Origin of the sequence: Pseudoalteromonas sp. GW168-MNA-CIBAN-0100 (assembly GCF_040309225.1) — a bacterium.
Classification (GTDB): Bacteria; Pseudomonadota; Gammaproteobacteria; order Enterobacterales; family Alteromonadaceae; genus Pseudoalteromonas; species Pseudoalteromonas arctica.
Genome location: NZ_JBEOOL010000016.1, coordinates 87220 through 107105, shown reverse-complemented (window position 1 = coordinate 107105; position 19886 = coordinate 87220). Strand labels below are relative to the sequence as shown.

Annotated in this window: 19 protein-coding genes; 7 read left to right on the top strand and 12 right to left on the bottom strand. The window is 38.2% G+C overall.

Going from position 1 to position 19886, the window contains the following annotated elements:
* Nucleotides 1–116: 116 nt before the first annotated feature.
* A complete protein-coding gene (locus AAEY62_RS11640) occupies nt 117–566 on the bottom strand; it encodes a GNAT family N-acetyltransferase (RefSeq protein ID WP_024589924.1) in 450 nt (149 codons plus the stop codon).
* A 74-nt stretch (nt 567–640) separates the two neighbouring features.
* The gene (locus AAEY62_RS11635) at nt 641–1384 is read right to left on the bottom strand and encodes a sporulation protein (protein ID WP_007586609.1); all 744 of its coding nucleotides are present in this window, start codon (nt 1382–1384) and stop codon (nt 641–643) included.
* Between the two features lie 265 nt (nt 1385–1649).
* Between AAEY62_RS11635 and AAEY62_RS11630 the strand changes: the two genes are divergently transcribed.
* Both AAEY62_RS11630 and AAEY62_RS11625 read left to right on the top strand, forming a co-directional pair.
* The gene (locus AAEY62_RS11630) at nt 1650–3224 is read left to right on the top strand and encodes a cation:proton antiporter domain-containing protein (RefSeq protein ID WP_007586608.1); all 1575 of its coding nucleotides are present in this window, start codon (nt 1650–1652) and stop codon (nt 3222–3224) included.
* Between the two features lie 347 nt (nt 3225–3571).
* Complete coding sequence (locus AAEY62_RS11625; protein ID WP_007586607.1) at nt 3572–3796, top strand: DUF3820 family protein; 225 nt, start codon at nt 3572–3574, stop codon at nt 3794–3796.
* 88 nt (nt 3797–3884) lie between these two features.
* On the opposite strand, the gene AAEY62_RS11620 is transcribed toward AAEY62_RS11625, so the two are convergent.
* The 6 genes from AAEY62_RS11620 to ilvY all read right to left on the bottom strand — a co-directional run bounded on the left by AAEY62_RS11620 (nt 3885) and on the right by ilvY (nt 9575).
* Nucleotides 3885–5132, bottom strand: coding sequence for an ATP-binding protein (locus AAEY62_RS11620; RefSeq protein WP_024589923.1), 1248 nt, complete (start codon nt 5130–5132; stop codon nt 3885–3887).
* Nucleotides 5133–5157: 25 nt separating this feature from the next.
* Nucleotides 5158–5850 (bottom strand): response regulator, encoded by a 693-nt coding sequence (locus tag AAEY62_RS11615; RefSeq protein WP_024589922.1) that lies wholly within the window; start codon nt 5848–5850, stop codon nt 5158–5160.
* 14 nt (nt 5851–5864) lie between these two features.
* The gene (locus tag AAEY62_RS11610; RefSeq protein WP_024589921.1) at nt 5865–6245 is read right to left on the bottom strand and encodes a DUF3019 domain-containing protein; all 381 of its coding nucleotides are present in this window, start codon (nt 6243–6245) and stop codon (nt 5865–5867) included.
* A gap of 1 nt (nt 6246) precedes the next feature.
* Entirely contained in the window at nt 6247–7059 is an 813-nt protein-coding gene (locus AAEY62_RS11605; protein WP_350634973.1) for a MipA/OmpV family protein, read from the bottom strand.
* Nucleotides 7060–7506: 447 nt separating this feature from the next.
* The gene (locus tag AAEY62_RS11600) at nt 7507–8553 is read right to left on the bottom strand and encodes a GGDEF domain-containing protein (protein WP_024589919.1); all 1047 of its coding nucleotides are present in this window, start codon (nt 8551–8553) and stop codon (nt 7507–7509) included.
* Nucleotides 8554–8669: 116 nt separating this feature from the next.
* Complete coding sequence (gene ilvY / locus AAEY62_RS11595; RefSeq protein ID WP_024589918.1) at nt 8670–9575, bottom strand: HTH-type transcriptional activator IlvY; 906 nt, start codon at nt 9573–9575, stop codon at nt 8670–8672.
* A 138-nt stretch (nt 9576–9713) separates the two neighbouring features.
* Between ilvY and ilvC the strand changes: the two genes are divergently transcribed.
* Nucleotides 9714–11186 carry a ketol-acid reductoisomerase gene (gene ilvC / locus AAEY62_RS11590; protein WP_024589917.1) on the top strand — a complete coding sequence of 491 codons (1473 nt, stop codon included), beginning with the start codon at nt 9714–9716 and terminating at the stop codon, nt 11184–11186.
* A 192-nt stretch (nt 11187–11378) separates the two neighbouring features.
* Nucleotides 11379–13298: a methyl-accepting chemotaxis protein gene (locus AAEY62_RS11585; protein ID WP_024589916.1), complete on the top strand. Its 1920-nt coding sequence runs from the start codon at nt 11379–11381 to the stop codon at nt 13296–13298.
* Between the two features lie 88 nt (nt 13299–13386).
* Here AAEY62_RS11585 and AAEY62_RS11580 read toward each other — a convergent pair whose 3' ends face one another.
* Complete coding sequence (locus tag AAEY62_RS11580) at nt 13387–13716, bottom strand: GIY-YIG nuclease family protein (RefSeq protein ID WP_007584123.1); 330 nt, start codon at nt 13714–13716, stop codon at nt 13387–13389.
* A gap of 107 nt (nt 13717–13823) precedes the next feature.
* On the opposite strand from AAEY62_RS11580, the gene AAEY62_RS11575 reads away from it, so the two are divergent.
* Complete coding sequence (locus tag AAEY62_RS11575; RefSeq protein ID WP_004335706.1) at nt 13824–14183, top strand: outer membrane protein assembly factor BamE; 360 nt, start codon at nt 13824–13826, stop codon at nt 14181–14183.
* Nucleotides 14184–14316: 133 nt separating this feature from the next.
* Here the strand turns inward: AAEY62_RS11575 and AAEY62_RS11570 are convergent, their stop codons facing one another.
* Together AAEY62_RS11570 and AAEY62_RS11565 are read right to left on the bottom strand one after the other, a co-directional pair.
* Entirely contained in the window at nt 14317–14640 is a 324-nt protein-coding gene (locus tag AAEY62_RS11570; RefSeq protein WP_007584122.1) for an RnfH family protein, read from the bottom strand.
* Complete coding sequence (locus AAEY62_RS11565) at nt 14637–15077, bottom strand: type II toxin-antitoxin system RatA family toxin (RefSeq protein WP_007584120.1); 441 nt, start codon at nt 15075–15077, stop codon at nt 14637–14639. Before AAEY62_RS11565 ends, AAEY62_RS11570 begins: the two co-directional genes overlap by 4 nt.
* Nucleotides 15078–15224: 147 nt before the next feature.
* Between AAEY62_RS11565 and smpB the strand changes: the two genes are divergently transcribed.
* Both smpB and AAEY62_RS11555 read left to right on the top strand, forming a co-directional pair.
* The gene (smpB, locus tag AAEY62_RS11560; RefSeq protein WP_024599180.1) at nt 15225–15704 is read left to right on the top strand and encodes an SsrA-binding protein SmpB; all 480 of its coding nucleotides are present in this window, start codon (nt 15225–15227) and stop codon (nt 15702–15704) included.
* A gap of 746 nt (nt 15705–16450) precedes the next feature.
* Nucleotides 16451–19042: a TonB-dependent receptor gene (locus tag AAEY62_RS11555; RefSeq protein WP_350634972.1), complete on the top strand. Its 2592-nt coding sequence runs from the start codon at nt 16451–16453 to the stop codon at nt 19040–19042.
* Nucleotides 19043–19100: 58 nt separating this feature from the next.
* Here the strand turns inward: AAEY62_RS11555 and AAEY62_RS11550 are convergent, their stop codons facing one another.
* Entirely contained in the window at nt 19101–19706 is a 606-nt protein-coding gene (locus AAEY62_RS11550; protein ID WP_007378637.1) for a peroxiredoxin, read from the bottom strand.
* Nucleotides 19707–19886: the final 180 nt, after the last annotated feature.

Below are 19886 nucleotides of genomic sequence, written 5' to 3'. Positions count from 1 at the left end.
AATAGGCCACAACTTCTGTTGTAGCCTATTATGAGCCCTTTGAAAGATCGTTCAATTAGCTTAAACGATCTGCATTACCACATTAGTGGGCTTTTTTATAGCTGCTTAAATTGGATTTATTTAGTGAGTTTTAAAATCATATCTTGATGAGGTATACCGTCTTCTAAATATTCACTTTTATAATCCTCAAAGCCAAAAGAGCGGTAAAAATCAAGCAAGTAAGTTTGTGCACCTATATAAATATCTCGCTCAGGCCATTGTGCTTTGCAGCAGTCTATAGCTTCAGTAATAAGTAAAGTTGCATACCCATTGCCACGCGCTCTTTCACTTACTAGCACGCGACCTATTGCGCTGTATTGCTCACTTTTGTCATAACAACGCGCATAAGTTTGTAGTTGCCCATTATCCAATGTATATAAATGCTGTGTATTTAAAGCAATATCTACATCATCAAGTTCAGGGTAAGGACATTTTTGTTCTACAACAAACACATCAACCCGCCCACGCATAATAATAAAAAGAGTCTGTGTATCAAAAGCGTCAAACTGCTCACATTTAAACTGCATATTAAATCCTATAAGCAAAAAACCCAGCTTAGGCTGGGTTTATTAAAATCACTCGTTAGCTTAGTTAGCTTATACTAAGTAAATAAGCGCTCTAGCTGATCACACAACTGCGATAGATTCACATGATCGTGCTCTATGGTCAAATCTACATAACCATCGCCTTTAAAGGCTCTGTCTAGCTCTATAAGCACATGTGTTTTATGTGCCTCTGGTACAAACGATAATTCAATCTCCTGAATGCCAAATAAGCTGCGGCTATTAGGTTTATACTCAAGTTCTTGGTAACACCCAGATAATGACTGAAAAGTTGAAGCCCGTAAGTGGCCTTTTTCTACGTCAGCTTTCATTAAACTAAAACCTAACTTTTCCATCGCTTGCATACACGTTTTAACCGCTTCATTAGGGTAAATGTGTAAATGATCTTTATCTGTTGGGTCAAGTGCTAAGTCTATATCTAGGCCTGTTTCTAGCCATACATGTGATTGATTATAACCTGCATTAATTTCTGTAATAGGTGTTTCAGAATGAAGACGTGCTTCAAAAGGGATGTTTTTAACTTCGCCTGGCTCAATTGTACCAATATCTGTAATTCGCCATTGCTCAATTACATGATTAGTAAAATAATCGCCATCATCACCCGCAACTTTAACACGAGTCATTAATAATAAATCTAAGCCTGCGATATCTTGGCTAACATCCCCAGCTGTGATAACTATTTGTGCGTTAAAAAGTTGACCTGGTTGTAGGTGTTCAGTTTCTAAAATAGTGTCTACTTTTGCAGCACCAATACCTACCGACGCTAAAATCTTTTTAAACATATCTCTCTCCTTAAGCTGAGCTGCTCTATTATTTGCTCTGGCTTAAACTTCTTCGTTATCGCATCTTAACCATATTTAAAAGCTAATGTCAGTGAAAAAATGTTATTTACATACTATTTACGATTAAATAAGTGTTTAATGCGCATTTTTCATACGCAGCAAGGCAAGTAATTGATTAGACGCGTTCATTTTTAGGTCTATTATATTTTCAATGGCATAAATTTTTCGTTACACTGCAACACCAAATGAAGTGATATTAAGAATTATGGAACTAATCTATTTTGCTGCCGCGTTTGTTTGTGGTTTTGCCGTTTATCAATTAAAACTACCTCCTCTTATTGGATTTTTATTAGCAGGCTTTGCTTTAAATTTATCAGGATATAAAAGTACAGAGTTGCTCGATACAATTGCAGCCCTTGGCGTTACCCTTCTTCTTTTTAGTATTGGCTTGAAACTTAAAGTTAACAGTTTAATTAAACCTCAAGTTTGGGCACCTGCAACATTGCATATCATTTTTAGCAGTGCGTTATTTAGTGGTTTTATGCTGTTACTTGGCGTATTCGCTATTCCACTATTTGTTGATTTAAGTTGGCAAAGTGCTTTATTAGTTGGGTTTGCACTGAGTTTTTCGAGTACTGTATTTGCAGTAAAAGTGCTTGAAGAACGCGGGGAAATGGCAAGCTTACACGGTAAAATAGCCATTGGTATATTGGTAATGCAAGATATCTTTGCTGTTATCTTTTTAGCTATTAGCACCGGTAAAGTCCCAAATTTATGGGCAATTGCACTAATAATTGCTTTGCCTTTATTACGACCTGTAATGTATGGCGTATTGAACCGATCTAAACATGGTGAACTATTACCATTGTTTGGTTTTTTCTTTGCTCTAGTTGCTGGTTATCATGCATTTGAATTTGCAGGCCTAAAAGGCGATTTAGGTGCATTAATAATAGGAATGATGTTTGCCCCTCACAAAAAGGCAGGCGAGCTATCAAAATCCCTGCTTAATTTAAAGGACATATTGCTAGTTGGCTTCTTCTTAAGTATTGGTTTGAGCGCAGAGCTAACCACTAACTCCTTGATTGTTGCTATTATACTTATTTTAGTATTACCCGTTAAAATAGCGCTTTATTATGTGTTCACTAATATATTTAAACTACGCGCGCGTACATCATTACTTACTGCTTTTAGCTTATCTAACTACAGTGAGTTTGGTTTAATTGTATGTGCAGTGGCTGCAACTACAGGCATGATCACCTCTGAGTGGCTAGCTGTAATGGCAATTGCTGTTTCTATTACCTTTATAATTGCCTCCCCATTAAATAAGCGTTCAAACGAGTTGTACGTAAAAATAGAGCACTGGTTATTAAAGTTCGAAAGCAAAACTCGTTTAGCTGAAGAGCTACCTGTTAACCTTAACGATACTAGAATAGTCATTTTTGGCATGGGACGGATTGGTACTGGTGCTTATGAGACTATCAACGCGACTCACCCAAATGTTGTTGCAGGTATAGATATAAAACCTGAGGTGGTAGATAAGCACGTTAACAGAGGCCGCAACGTCTTAATTGCTGATGCAACCGACCCTGACTTTTGGCAACGAGTAAATCACTCGCAAGTAGAAATGGTTATGCTTGCGATGCCAAAACACATGCAAAATATTTTTGCCTTAGAGCAACTACAAGCCTCTGGTTATAAAGGTCAAGTAACAGCTATTGCAAACTACCCTGATCAACAAAAAGAACTAGAAGAAATGGGTGTTCATTCTACTTATAACTTTTACCTAGAAGCCGGTAGTGGTTTTGCAGAGCACGTTAAACAAGAACTATTTAACGAATAATTACTTTTTATGACGTCTATAATATAACAAGGCCTTAATCAGTTAAGGCTTTGTTATTAGTTTTTAAATAAAAAGCAATTCTATTTACATTCCTTTACAAGCCAATTCACCACAACAATGAAAAACAGGTAGACTAACTGTGTTGGTTAAATAAGAACCCATGTTCTAATAATAACTTAATTAGATCCCAGCTAATTAAAGTTCAACTAGGTTTATATCAACATAAAATTATTAAATCAGAGGGCCTACTCCCTCGCAAAATAGGCTGTTTCTTGCCCGTCACAGCCTATTTTATATCTCTAAAATCCCTTACACTTACGCATACTTTAAATACATAAGTAGTTTTTATGGATCCAAAACAACTAAAAATAGCTATTAATACCATAATGCCGTTTGGAAAATATGCAGGACGGCCATTGCTTTTACTGCCAGAGCCTTATTTAGTCTGGTTTAATCAGCAAGGGTTTCCTGACTCAAAACTAGGGAGTCAACTTGCGATGATGTATGAGGTAAAACTAAATGGCCTTGAGCAAATGTTAATGCCATTACTTGAAAAAAATAAAAATAGTTGAGAACTTTTTTAAGTACTTGCGGTCTATTATATTGCTACTTGTTGATTTTGGTTTTTAACCGCAAAAAAAGCGCCTCTAGGCGCTTTTTTTATGTCTTTAATTTGAGGGGTAAATATACAATAAATTTAGCACCACCTAAGCTTGAGTTTTCTGCTTTACACTCTCCTTGGTGCCACGATACAATTTTAGCAACTATAGCGAGTCCTAAACCAAAACCACCGGTATCCTTGCCTCTACTTTTATCTAGTCGAGTAAAAGGTTTAAATACATTTTCTCGCTCAGCGGGAGCTATCCCCTCCCCATCATCTTCAACAATCAATACGATGTGTTTTGTCTCTTGTAGCAATGAAATTTTGACTTTTTTATGGGTATATTTGAGCGCATTGCCAATTAAATTTTGAAATACTCGCGCCATAAAATGGCTATCACAGTAGTAATTTAAATGCTCAGGGAGGTTTACAGAGAGCGTGGTTCGGGCTTCAAAGTTTAGCTTTTCAACAGTTGTTTTTACCAGCCCAGCTAAGTCACAGTTTATTGGCTGTAAACTAGGTTGTTGAGAGTCTAATCGCGCGTATTCAAGCATTTCAGAAACTAGTGACTCAAGCTCGCTAATGTCTGTTTGCATGTTTGTTAGGTATTTCTCACCTTTTACGTCAAGCATTTGTTCTTGCAGCATTACAATTGCAAACTTTAAACGTGCTAGTGGTGTTCTAAACTCATGCGACACCGATGAGGTAAGTTCTTGCTGCGCACTAAGTAAAAACTCAATACGTTGCTGCATTACCTTTAATGTATCAGTAATAGGTAAAAAGAAAGACTTAGAAGAGTCGTTTAGTTGAAAGTCTTGCAAACCCTCTACCGCTTCACACGCTTTACGTAGCTTTGCAAAGTCGCGCCATAGTAAAAAGCTCCACAGCCCAACAGGTATACCTACAATAATAAGTAGTAATAAATACGGCCAAACAGAAGATGATTCCTGCGTTAATACACCTACCGGTCCTACTTGAAGTAATGAATCATTACCGAGATCTACATACCAAACAATGCGTTGTTGCTTATCGTATAAGTATAAGTAGTGGTTTTGGTTGAGCTGCGATTGTTGTTTTTGAGGGAGTATTAAATCACGTCGTTCAATAACTTTACTTTCAAAGTTGTGCTTTAATTTTTTAAGACCATTTGGAGTTTGTGAGAGCAACCAGAGTGATTGCCCAAACTCATCATCTAAGAAGACCTGCTGTTGCGACTCTTCGTAAGGCCACAATTGCTCTATAACACCGCTTACTACAAACAAAGAAACGATGATATATAAATATAAGCTGGTAAACAGTTTTCCCATTAAAGCCGACTAACCTTAAATAGTTCTAAAGATCCCATGCATCAGAAACAAATAAGTAGCCTTGTCCCCATACAGTTTTTATACGATACGGCTTATCGCTGTTGTCGCCTAATTTTTTACGAATTCGTGATACGCGTACATCCACAGTTCTATCAAGTCCATCGTATTGGCGGCCAATCATATGCTGGTGCACATGTTCTCGACTTAGTACTTCACCCGCATTTGACGCTAATAGCCATAGTAACTCAAACTCGTGCGAAGTTAATACAATCTCCGAATCACTTAGTTTTACAATACGACTTGTTTTATCAATGACTAAATCACCAAACTGGAGCTCTTCGCTTGATTTTACTATGGGTTGTCCACGACGCAGTAATGCATTAATTCGCGCTAGTAATACACGTGGCTCTGCTGGTTTTATTACATAATCATCAGCGCCAAGCTCTAAACCAAGCACTTGGTCGAAGTCTTCACCTTTAGCAGTCAACATTAAAATTGGTAGAGTAAACTTATCTCTCACTTGGCGGCAAACGCTAAAGCCATCTTTACCTGGCAGCATAACGTCTAAAATCATTAAATCGGGTGTATTGTTTTCTAGGTAATTAAACACTTCGTCACCACGTTCTAATACTTCGACTTCAAGGCCATTATGTTCAAGGTAATCTTTTGTTAGTTGTTGTAAACCGAGATCATCTTCAACAAGTAAAATTTTTGGCATTAGTTGCTCCTAAATTAAAAAAAGCTCCACGGAGAGCGAAGCCTACGCCTATTTTTTTTAGCATGGGCGCTTTGTACTTCAACCTGTGTTTTTGCTATTAACACACCCGTATGAGGATTGATTAAGGAGTATATGGTCTCCACCTGAACACGCGCTTTATAATTAAATTGCCCAGAAAGTTGTTGCTCCCAGCATTGAAGCCGTTGCTCTTGCTGATACAAACAGACATCACTGTAGGCGTTTAATTGCCATTTAAATTGTAAATCAAGATCGCAAAAACCCTGCTGTTCAGAGACAACGCAGACTTTTGGAGAAACGCTAAAAAAAGGGGGTTGTGCCACACTAAAACCACTAAAAAAAGTGGTAATAAAGACAACTAATATTAAATACTTCATATTAAAAAGTACGATCGAATCCTATAAATGCAGTCATTGAATAAGTACGTTCAAAGAGCGGACTGCCATCCATAGCCGAATAGTCGTAATATGCTACATGAAAACGAAGAGAGTCAGCCTTACCCAGTGGCCAACGGGCGTCGATTTTAGCATAAGGTTGCCAACTACTACCAACGTCTATTTTGCCAAATTGAGTTTCACCCTCATTAAGTCCATAAAAATAGCTATTTAGTTCCGCAGATTTATAGTTTATTCCAAGTGTTGGCTTTATTTTGAGCTTTCCTAGCACAGTATGATACTGCCACTGCAATGCTGCGCGTGCACCTCGATAAACATCGGTTATATCATGCAGAGCCTGAACCGAAAAAACATGGTCTTCATTTACATAGTGATATGCAATACCCGCATCCAGTGCAATTTGCCGTTTATGTAAATTATCAATATCAACATAGCGAGAGGACGAGGCTTCATCTTGCATTACGAACTGATTGTTGAGAGTACTGCTTTGTAGTGAAAATACATTTTTAGGGTGCCAGTCTATAAAAAAGCGAGACTCAGAGTTGAGTTCACCAACTAGATTAAAGTGATGCTTAGGGGTTTGCAAAAATGAATAACCAATACGGCCATTATCAAAAAACCATTGCTCTGCATAAAACGCAACTTGAGGAATAAGCACGAGCGGAATATTATCTCCACCATGCAAAGGGTTGGTTATAACTCCAGCCCCCACGCTTAAACTCAAATGCAGACGATCGGTTGTTATATCTTGCTCTGTATAATCGTCAGCATGCTTGCTTGCCTGTGTTGCTTGCACCGAAAGGCAAACAAACAAAGTGCTAAAACATAGAGCTGTTAATAATGAGAAGGCATACCGCATCAGCGTAAATCAAAGTATCAAAATAAGTGAGTTCCCCATACTAGCAAGGTCTTTTTAAACTAGCTCTAGCTGGTTACAATTATTCACAATTTGTATACAAAAATGTTAACTTTATGCTTTTCGGACTATTTATCTTTCAAGGTAGTTGTGTCTAAGGATTGTACTTTGAGTTGCTTGTGTAGTTTTTAACTAATAGTACCTTAAGATACTTTGAAAATGAGGCACTACGTAGCAAATGCAATTATTCAAATAAAAAATTACTAAGAGCTAACTCGCTACAGCTCTATTGGGTTTTACCTGCTTGTTTACCAAAACTGAAGTTGGATTAAATCGCCCTAAATTGAGCGGCTTTAACCCAAATAAATCAAAAACCTCTGGTACTTATTAAATATCAGGGGCTATTTCTATACGATTTCGTCCATGTGTTTTGGCAATGTATAAAGCTCTATCTGCACGCTCAACTAAAACAGAACTATTTGTAAATGGCCGTAAAATTGCTAAGCCAAAACTTGCTGAAATAGCACGTTTTGCAGTTGCATCATGCTTTTTACGAATCGCCAATTTTGCTATTGCTAAACGAATACAATCTGCAAATGCTATTATATCGTTAATAGTGTCAAAGTAGGCTGTTATGCAAAACTCCTCGCCACCATATCTATACACATTTGCAGCTTCAGTTGTATTTTCTCTCACTTTTTTAGCAACTAGCCTAAGGACTTCATCACCCTTTTGATGGCCAAAATCATCGTTAAAGCGCTTAAAATGATCAATATCAAACATAATGAGTACGGCAAGAGAGTCTTCTTGCGCTTGCTCTGAGTATTCGAGGCAAAAGTTTACAATATCAGAATCAAACTTACCTCGATTATAAAAACCCGTAAGCGTGTCGGTATCGGCTGCTTCCTTTGAAATATTGAGTGCTTCTTTTAAATCTTTTATTTCATTGTAGGCAACGGCTAATTTAGTCTGAAACTCCCGAGCATAATCTTGCATTGCAATAGAATCGTCGGTTAAACGCTCAACACAACCTAGTATCTCATTGTAAGAGTTTACATCAACAAGCATATTTAATTCATTTTGTGAGTCGACTAAACTCGTCGTAAAGCTTTTAGAGTGATCAAGCGTTGTGCTTATATCTTGCTGAACTTGCTCCATAGTTGTATGAAATTTTTCAGTCATTTCTTGAAAAAAAACGAGATCGTCTTGCGTTAAATGTTTATCAAAAATTTCTTTTGCTTTGTCTTGTGAACATGTTTGTTGCAGAGCAATAACATGGTCTAACTCAGCATTTAATGAAGGTTTGTTTCCTTGAATATAACAGTACCAAATTGCATAGTTGATGGGTGTAACCGGCATTCGGTATTTTACCATCAAAGGAATCGCCTTTTTTAGGCATTGAGCAGAATGAGCAAGTGATACGGCGTGGTTCATAAATAAACTCTCAAGCGTCATTGTTTTTATTATTAGCGCTCAATGTTAAGTAATAGTAAACTTATACGCAACCTATATTCATACTATTTAACTAACTTGCTTATTCTCTGCGCGCATTAAATCGCTTTTGCATCTAAAGTTTGCGCAATATTCCACAAAGCACTGATTGCAGGGTCATTTAACTCTTTCCTTAATACTGCCAAACCAATATCAAACCCATCAGGCGCTTGCATTTTTGGTGTTAGTATTTGTACTTTATCTTGCAGCGGGCTGTTATCTAGCACTATTTTAGGGACCATTGCGACACCTAATCCTAAGCTCACCATAGATACCATTGCTTCGTGCCCAGCAACTTGTGCGTAAATTTTCCCGTGAATATTATTTTTGCGCCACCAGTGTTCTAACCTTTGGCGAGAAAAACCTTGTTCTGGCACTATAAATTCTAAATCAGACCAATTAATGTCATCACTATTTTGTGTTAATTTTTCTGTGATCGGACATTGAATTTTTGGTCCAATTAATAAAAGCGGAGAGTGCCCTATATCTACAAAAGCAATTTGCGCCGGTAACTTATTTGGCTTAGCTGCAATAGCCATTAATTCATGCCCATCTAACACACGATTTATAGCAAGTGCAGGGTCGCCTGTATTTAATGTTATTTCTATATACTGATGCTGCGCACGAAGCTGCTCTAATATTTGATGTAAAAAACTATAAGATGCAGTAACCGAGCAATAGATACTTACTTTGCCGTAAATATGTTGTTGTGGGTCTTTTACATTCGTTTTAAAACGCTGCCAATTAGCAAGCGTCGCTGTGGCGTAATCAATAAACGACTCACCTTCACGCGTTAATTTAACACTGCGGTTATCGCGTACAAATAATGCAACACCTACCTCTTCTTCCAAGTGTTTTATATTGCGGCTCAAAGTGGGTGCGCTTATGTGGCAAAGTTCGCTTGCGCGCCCAAAGTGGAGTGTTTTAGCCAGCGCTAAAAAGTAGTTTAAATGTTTATGATCCATGCTAAACCCTGTATTTCATATTATGAAACACTTTAATTCAAATATATCATTTTACGCAAGCAACGATTTTACATATGGTGTTTGTAAGCGCAACAAACCTTGCGCATCTAACAAACATGACTTTATAGGACACTAACAATGGCGAATTATTTCAATACCTTACCTTTACGCGAGCAATTAGCGCAATTAGCGCAATGTGAATTTATGGACGCAGGCGAATTTGCCGATGGCGTTGACGCACTTAAAGGTAAAAAACTAGTTATTGTAGGCTGTGGCGCACAAGGTTTAAACCAAGGCTTAAACTTACGTGACTCTGGTTTAGATGTTTCTTACACATTACGTGCTTCAGCTATTTCTGAGCGTCGCCAATCATTTTTAAATGCATCTGAAAACGGTTTTACTGTTGGTACTTATGAAGAATTAATTCCTACAGCTGACGTAGTACTTAACTTAACGCCAGATAAACAACATACCGCTGTAGTAAGTGCAATTATGCCACTTATGAAAAAAGACTCTACCCTTGCTTACTCTCATGGCTTTAATATCGTTGAAGAAGGAATGCAAGTACGTGAAGACATTACTGTAATCATGGTTGCGCCTAAGTGTCCTGGTTCTGAAGTACGTGAAGAATACAAACGCGGTTTTGGTGTACCAACTCTGATCGCAGTTCACCCAGAAAATGACCCTCAAGGTCTTGGTTTAGCACAAGCTAAAGCGTATGCAGCGGGTACTGGCGGACATCGCGCAGGTGTACTTAAATCATCATTTATTGCTGAGGTTAAGTCTGACCTAATGGGCGAGCAAACCATTTTATGTGGCATGTTACAAACTGGCTCTATTTTATGTTTTGATAAAATGGTAGAAAAAGGCGTTGATGCGGGTTATGCATCAAAACTAATTCAATACGGCTGGGAAGTAATTACCGAAGCACTTAAGTACGGCGGCGTTACTAACATGCTTGACCGCCTTTCAAACCCAGCAAAAGTAAAAGCGTTTGAACTAAGTGAAGAGCTAAAACTAATTATGCGTCCGCTTTATAATAAGCATCAAGATGACATCATCGACGGCACTTTCTCACGCACTATGATGGAAGACTGGAATAACGACGACGTAAACTTACTTAAATGGCGCGCAGAAACAGCAGAAACTAACTTTGAAAAGACCCCTGCTGGCGATGTAGAAATCTCTGAACAAGAATTTTTTGATAACGGTATTTTAATGGTAGCAATGGTTAAAGCAGGTGTTGAACTTGCATTTGAAACCATGACAGCAGCCGGCATTATCGAAGAGTCAGCTTACTACGAGTCATTACACGAAACGCCATTAATCGCCAATACTATTGCGCGTAAAAAGCTTTTTGAAATGAACCGTACTATCTCTGATACTGCAGAATACGGCTGTTATTTATATAACCATGCATGTTTACCATTACTTGCTGATTTTATGAAAAACGTTGATACAGACATTATCGGTAAAGGTCTTGGCGAGCACAGTAACCAAGTTGATAACCAAACATTAATTCAAATTAACGCTGCATTGCGCGAACACCCAGTTGAGAAAGTAGGTGCTAAATTACGTGGCTACATGTCAGCAATGAAAAAGATTGTTTAACCCTAAACAATAAATGTTTCGCTTGTTAGAAACCAAGCCCGTATGCTTTTTGCATGTGGGCTTTTTTATGCCTGTTAATAAAACTTTAACCAATCTGGTATATCTTTGCCTATTCTGCTTAGCCAATATTTAGTTCCAAATAAATAATGTGCTAATATGTTTTTCTATTTAGTTGTAAAATTAATTAATATCATGACGATACAAAATCTTTCGATCACTCAAAAAATCACAGCTTTAGGCAGTGTTATTGCTATATGCGTAGCCGCACTGATTGGTTTGACTTCCCTACACAGCTCAGAGGATATTATTGAGCGACGTATGATTGAGTCAGAGCTCCCTAGTAAACTGCAAACAATCAGCAATCACATAGGCGGTGAAATCAACGAGTTACTCGGTGCTGCTCAGCAACTATCATCAAACGAATTTATTTTACAATGGGCTCAATCAAACAACCAAGACGATACATTACTATTAAAAGAATTAAATCGCGTTGCCCAGCAATACGATTTAGCCACAGCATCTTGGGCAAATAGAGACACTGCACAGTACTGGAACCAGAATGGGTTTTTGCGTGTGTTAAAAAACGATGCAGCCGATGGCTGGTTCTTTGCTTTTAAGCAATCAAAACAACCTTACTCTATCAGTATTTATCAAGAGTCAGCCAATGATGTGAAAATGTTTGTAAATCATCAGCAGGCTAATGGGACTGGTTTAGCAGGTCTTGCAAAAAGCATCACTGATATGCAAAAGCTATTACAGCAATTTAAAATTGAGCAAACAGGCTTTGTATTCATTGCAGATAAAAGTGGATTGATTCAGCTTCATAAAGATGCAAGTAAAGTAGCTAAAGCAAACATTGATGATTTATATACTGCAAATATCCACAGCCAACTATTTAATAGTAATGGCTTTGCACTAGAAGAAATTAATTTAAATGGCGAACCGACACTTGTAGCTGCTATGCCTATTAAAAACACCGATTTATATGTTGTAGCCCAAGTGCCAAAAAGTGAAGTTTTCGCAAGCGTAAACACCCTGCAATGGCAAATATTTACTTTTACGGTAATTACAGCATTGGTTGCGAGTTTAATCAGTTATTTGCTTGCTCGCTCACTTTCATCTCCACTTTCTAAAATGGCTGAGTTATTTTCACGCCTAGGCTCCGGCGATGCAAATTTAGCGTACCGCTTACCAGAATCGAGCCAACCAGAGCTTAACAATCTAAGTAACGGCTTTAACCAGTTTATAAATAAAATAGAAACAGCGATTACTCAAGTTGCCAGCGAAAGTCACGATATTAGAAAAAGCTCTGATCATGTATTTGAACAAGCAAAACGAAACTCCCAAGCAATAGACAACCAAAAAGAACAAACAATATCTGTCGCAGCAGCAATCAACGAAATGGGCGCTACAGTACAAGAAATAGCGCAAAGCGCAGCAAATACAGCTAAGTTAACCGATAACAGCCGCGAAAACACCATTCAAAGTCACAAACAAGTACTCCAAAGCCAAGCAACTATATCAGCCCTTGCCAGCGATATTGATGGCATAACAGAGCAAGTTACTTTGCTTTCTAAAAAAACGGTTGATATTGCAAGTATTGTGGACTCAATTAGAGGCATATCGGATCAAACTAATCTACTTGCTTTAAATGCTGCAATTGAATCTGCTCGCGCAGGTGAACACGGACGCGGCTTTGCTGTTGTTGCTGATGAAGTACGTGCACTGGCAAACCGTACATCGCAATCAACCACCGAAATTCAATCTATGATTGAAGAGCTTACAAAAATATCTGATGATGTAGTTAATGATATTAGCCAATCGAAAGATAAAGCTCAGCAAAGCGTTGGTGCAATGCAAAGCTCTGTTGAATTACTTGATACGATAACCGAAACAGCAAATCAAATAAACGATATGGCTACGCTTATAGCGACTGCAACTGAGCAGCAAAGTAATGTGGTTGCCGATGTAAGTCGTAATATTGAGCAAATTAGCGAAATTAGCGATAAAGCAATGAGCGAACAAATCAATACAGAGCAAGCGATTCGCGACTTAGCCAACAGTGCACAAACACTTGATGCGCTTGTAGCTACCTTTGAAAAGCATCGCTAAGCGACTCTAATATTACACGCCAGCTATGAGCATAAGCTATATTCGAAGATAGTTTTTGCTCATAACGAATATGCTTAATTTACACAAACTAAGTACTTTTGCTATCGCCAGTATTAAATGCTGAAACGTACGCTTCCTTTTTAGCTCTAGGAAGCTTTTTTAATTGATACTCAAGCTTACTTGCTTCACTTTTATTACCTACTTGTTGTTGATGGATAAGTAAAAGAGGCCCTTTTCCTCTAAGGTTTTTAGCCCCTTTACCAGCTTGATGAGTTGCAAAGCGTTTTTCAACATTAGTCGTGATCCCTGTGTACCAATGACCAAATCGTGTTTCAACTATATATAAAAACCAAGTAGACTCAGTTTTTAAAATATTCGTTTCAATATGCTGTAAACTTTTTTCATTATCAGTGGTCAAAACATTACCTTAACGCCCTTAACATAAAACAATTGCTTAAAAGGGTTTTACCTTCAGTGACTAATCGGTATCATGCAGATTATAAAAAATAAGGATCACAACTAACAATGCAGTCGTTAAAAACTTTTTCTCTTTGGCTTATCGTCGCTTTAACACTTAGCTCAGCAGCAGGTTGCTCTAGCTGGGTATACCGAATTAACATTCCACAAGGCAACTTTTTAGAGCAATCGGATGTTGAAAAACTTCGTGTAAATATGACCCGAGAGCAAGTTGTTTATGTATTAGGTAGACCTATTGCCGAGGACGCCTTTGATAACAATACATGGCGCTATATTTACAGCTTTAATAAAGGCCGTAAAAACGAACAAAATAAAGAGTTAGTAATTAACTTTGAAAATGAAAAGTTAGTTTCAATCTCAGGTGATTATGACCAACCTGAAAACTTTACTACACCGCTAGAGCAATAAACGTCTCAGGTAGTAAAAAAGGTGAGCATGGCTCACCTTTTTTATTGGTTTACTTAAAAAGCTTTTACCATTTTAAACGACGTTAGCGTGTGATTTAATCTGTTAAATTGTTCGAAGTTTATGCCGATTGGTATTACTTCTCGAGTGGGCGACCACCCGTTATTTTATTTGCACGCCCCTCTTCTTTTGCTTTTTCTGCACGTTTTCTGCGGGCATCTTTAGGATCTGCAATTAATGGACGGTATATTTCTATACGGTCACCGTCTTTTAATTCATAGTTAGCTTTTACAGTTCGATTCCACACACCTAACGTTAGCGATGTGGCATCTATTTCTGGGCACTTTTCTATAATACCTGACTGAATAACAGCTTGCTCGACTGTAGTCCCTTGTGGCACTTCAATTGATAAACACGTGGCCGTGGTCGGTAATGCAAAGACCACCTCAACATTAATCATACTCGCGCTCCATAAACCTGTTTTGCACGTTGAGTAAATGCACTCACCATATTTTTTGCTACATCGTTAAAAATCTTTCCAAAGGCAAGCTCTATTAACTTACTTGAAAATTCAAACTCTAGGTGCAAATGAACCTTACATGCTTTGGCGTCAAGCTCTTGAAAATGCCAGCGCCCTTTTAACGTCTTAAACGGACCATCAACAAGGCGCAATAACACGGTTTGCTCATCAACAAAGGTGTTTTCGGTGGTAAACCACTTTTTTATACCCGCCTTAGATATTTCTAAACTCGCGGTCATGTTATTATCGTGCTGTGAAACAATTTTTGAGTCTGAGCAATTTGGTAAAAACTGTGAATAAGCTTCTACATCATTAACTAGATCAAACATCTCTTTAGTGCTGTACATAACCAGCGCACTTTTTTCTATTTGTGGCATACTCACTCCCAACTGTGTGGGCGAATTTTAGCAAGCTTTGCGCGTTTCCCCAAATTTTCATGCGGCTTAAATTAAAGCTAAATTTTTAAAAGCATTATTAAAAAAATCGATGTAAAACATCTCACATTACGTATATTATAGGGCACTATGGCTAAGAAAAATTCATCAAAATCGACAAGTAATACCATCGCGCTAAACAAAAAAGCGCGACATGAGTATTTTTTACACGATAAGTTTGAAGCAGGTATTGAACTACAAGGCTGGGAAGTTAAAAGTATCCGAGCTGGTAAAGTAAATATCACAGAAACTTATATTCATCTTAAAAATGGCGAAGCATTTCTACTTGGCAGTCAGATTCAGCCACTTATTAGTGCCTCGACCCATGTAATTTGCGACCCGCTACGTTATCGTAAATTGCTATTAAGCAGACGCGAACTTGACCGTTTATTCGGTGCTACAGAGCGCGATGGCTATTCTTTAATAGCTACAGCGATGTACTGGAAAAACTGCTGGGTAAAACTTGAGTTTCATCTAGCAAAAGGTAAAAAGCTACACGACAAACGCGAAGACGGTAAAGATAAAGACTGGTCGCGTGAAAAAGAACGCTTAATGAAGCATAAAGCATAATTAAAAACGCCTAATTTATTAGGCGTTTTTAATTTCACCTATATAAAAACTCAAATAATACCAGCTCGCTTAATTAAGTAATCTGTTTTGAGATAAGAAAATCGTGTCGATAACAAGACAAAACTTGTTATACCAATCTGCTTATATATGGGGTCTATTTAACGTTAAGAAAATTACGCTAGAACTAGGCAAAAATTTTTATATCTAGTTGTTCTAAATAAAAAATTTTTAACGACGTTATAGTGCAATTTAATTCGTTAAATTGATCAAAGATTTATGCAGGTTGGTATTACTTAGCCATTATCAGCAATTGCTCCTGCATTACCCCACCTCCTGTATCTAGCAGTCGTAAATCAGAAAATTTCAATGCCTTTAGCATCAACTTTAACCCCTCAAATTGATTAAGTATTACTGCGAATTGGTATTACATAATTGAATAAATTAAAAGCAGAAAAACAAACATAAGTTTTAATTTATAGAAATAAATTATTACAAATTATTTCTATCACTAGCTATTCCACACATGGCTTCATCTAGCTATATAACAATTATTAACTCTATGTCCTATTCACGCTTAGTTTCACCTAGAAAACAAAGTATAAATAAGGTCATAAAACCCACAAAAAAGCATTGAAACTAATACTTAAATCACAAATTAAGCTAATTGCTAACACTTAAGTTACATGATATTAATACCCGCGCTTGTTAAGCAAATAATTTTATAATATATCAACAAGGACTTAAGGATGAAGCAATCAACTGCATTTACACCAAGCATTATTGTGGGCGCAACACTCGCATTATCAGCAGGTTTTACAACAACAGCCTACGCAGCAGAAGAAGCTAAAAAAGTAGAGCGAATTCAGGTTACTGGTTCTCGTATTAAGCGAACTGATATTGAAGGGCCTTCTCCGGTACAGTCAATCGGTAGAGCTGAAATCGAAAACATGGGTTACGATAATTTACAGCAACTTCTAGAAAGAATGCCTGTAGCAGGTAGCGGTACTTTCTCTACTCGTGGTAACAACCAAGATTCAACCGCTAACGGTTCAGCTGCAGTAAGCTTACGTGGCTTAGGAGCCGATGCAACACTGGTATTAATTAATGGTCGCCGTGTATCAATTAGTGCCTTTGCTGAAGGTATCACCAACTCATTTGTAGATATTAACAGTATTCCTGTTTCTGCTATTGAGCGTATCGACATACTAAAAGATGGCGCTTCAGCTATCTATGGCTCAGATGCAGTAGCGGGTGTAGTTAACGTTATCTTAAAGAAAGATATTGATGGTGTTGAGATTAACCTAGGCTATGGCGGTACGGATGGTCCAAATTATGAAGAAACAACAGCAAGCCTAGTTTGGGGTACAACAAGCGAAAAAAGTAGTGCATCTGTTATTATCGATTACTTTAAAAACACATCTCTTTCTTCTGATGAAATGGGCAGCCTTGGCACTGCAAACCAAGCACCTTATGGTGGTGAAGATTTCCGTTCATCTCGTGGTTTCCCAGGCTACTTTTATGTGGATGGCGTTAAAACAATCGACCCTGCCTGTCCTGCTGAAAATGCAACTTCAAGTGGTAGCTGTTTATTTGATTACGGCCCATATGGATATGTTGCCCCAGCATCTGAGCGTGTAGGCACTATTTCACAATTTGAATACCGCTTTGATAACGGCATTACTGGCTTTTTAGAAATGGCTGTTCAGCATAACAGCTCTGTCGCTGCAGGTGCACCAACACCACTTGATGAAGATGCAGGCCTTACGGTACCCGCTAATCACCCAAACAATCCATTTGGTGAAGACATTCAAATTGGTCGTTACCGTACAGTAGATGCAGGCGCTCGCCAATGGGACATTGAGTCAGACACCTTACGCTTTGTTGCAGGGTTAAAAGGCGAAATAAACGATTGGAGCTGGGAGACAGCGGTACAAAAAGGTCGCAGTAAATCACTACAAACAGGCGATCGTACACAAGGCTGGGTACGCACCGATTTCTTACAACAAGAAATTGATGCCGGTAACTATAATCCATTCGGTGGCACATATAACGACCCAGCTGTAATTGACAGAATCACAACTAGCTTAGTGCGTCGCGGTGAGTCTCATATGACCTCTTTTGACGCTAACATTACAGGTGAAGCGTTTAGTTTTGGTGGCGAAGCTGTAATGATGGCCGCCGGTATTGAGTACCGTGAAGAAGATGTAAATGATATCCCTGATGATCAATTTCAACGTGGCTTAATATTTGGTACTGAATCAGTATCAGCTTCTGCTGATCGTGAACAATACGCTGCATATGTTGAGTTCTCAATCCCACTTGCTGAAAACCTCGAACTACAATTAGCCGGTCGTTACGATGATTATAGCGACTTTGGTACAACAACAAATCCAAAAATAGCTCTGCGCTGGGCACCGACTGATGAAGTAACGGTTCGTGGTTCTTGGGCGCAAGGCTTTAGAGCGCCTTCGTTAGCGCAAATAGGCTTAGGTCCATCACAAAAAAGCCAATTTTTTGTTGATACACAGCGCTGTGAACAAACAGGATTAGATTGCCAAGCACTTGATTACAACATTGAGTTCTCTGGTAACCCTGATTTACAAGCAGAAGAGTCAGAATCATGGAACGTGGGCGTTATCTGGGCACCAACAGCTGAGTTTGGTTTAAGTGTTGATGTATGGAGCATTACTCAAGATAATAAAATCGATGAAGAAGAATTTGGTCCTATTTATGCTGCAGAATGTGGTAACCAAAATAGTACCGTATGTGTTCGTTTAGCTCCTACAGGCGGTGCAAGCTTAGGCACAATACAAAAAATACACAGCACATTTAAAAATTTATCATCGCAAGAAGTATCTGGTGTTGATGTTTCAGCAAACTATAACCACTCTCTTGATGACTTAGGTTTACTTAAATTTAATTTAGAGTGGGCATATCAGGATAAGTTTGAAAAAGATGGTCGTGATTACACGGGTGAATATGGCTACCCAGAGCATCGCTTTATTTTCTCAACCAACTGGGAAATTGGTGAGTTTAACACCAATGTAAATATCAGTTATGTAGGCGAATTTGAAGATACGCCTGATATCGACTTTGATGGCAATTTAGACTTTGATAGCAATACTTCACGTATGATTGACTCGCAAACGCTTGTTGATTTACAAACGTCGTACCGTATTACTGAGTCAGCTAAAATATCTTTAGGTGTTAATAACTTATTTGATGAAGAGCCACCATTTGCAATTGGTGATGGCGATGGCGATTTATATGGTTATGCATCAGCTGTGCATAACCCTCGTGGCCGCTACTTGTACACTAAAGTAAGTTTTTCTTTCTAAATAAAAGACACAAAAAAACCGCCAATTGGCGGTTTTTTATTTAAAACTAAGGGCTAAATTATAGCTCGCCTTCGTTTTCAGATAAGAACTTAGCAACGCCTTCAGGGCTTGCGTCCATACCTTTTTTACCTTCAGTCCAACCAGCAGGACATACTTCACCGTGCTCAGTGTGGAACGCTAGCGCGTCAACCATGCGAAGCATTTCGTCGATGTTACGACCTAGTGGCAAATCGTTCACTACTTGGTGACGTACATTGCCTTCTTCGTCGATTAAGAATGAACCACGAAATGCAACACCCGCTTCTGGATGCTCAACGTCATACGCTTTACAAATTTCGTGTTTAACATCTGCAACTAGTGCGTATTGAACTTTACCAATACCGCCGTCTGCAACAGCAGTGTTACGCCATGCGTTATGTGAGAATTGTGAATCGATAGAAACACCAATTACTTCTACGCCACGCTTTTGAAACTCTTCAAAACGCTTATCAAATGCAATAAGTTCAGAAGGACATACAAACGTGAAATCTAGTGGGTAAAAGAAGATAACTGCTTTTTTACCTTTAATTGTTTCATGAAGGTTATAGCTATCTACAATTTCACCATTACCAAGAACAGCTGCAGCGGTAAAGTCTGGTGCCTGGCGGCCTACTAATACACCCATTTTATTCTCCAAATATTTTGAGTTTGTTTTCAATTGCTTTCGCAATGCTGGTACTTATATGGGCGCTAAAAATTAAAAACCAATAGCGCACACATATAATTAATTGGCATTCTAAAGTTATTCACTACAAAAGAACAATCGCATTTAACGATGTGAGCAATCGAAAATAACGAACACTTA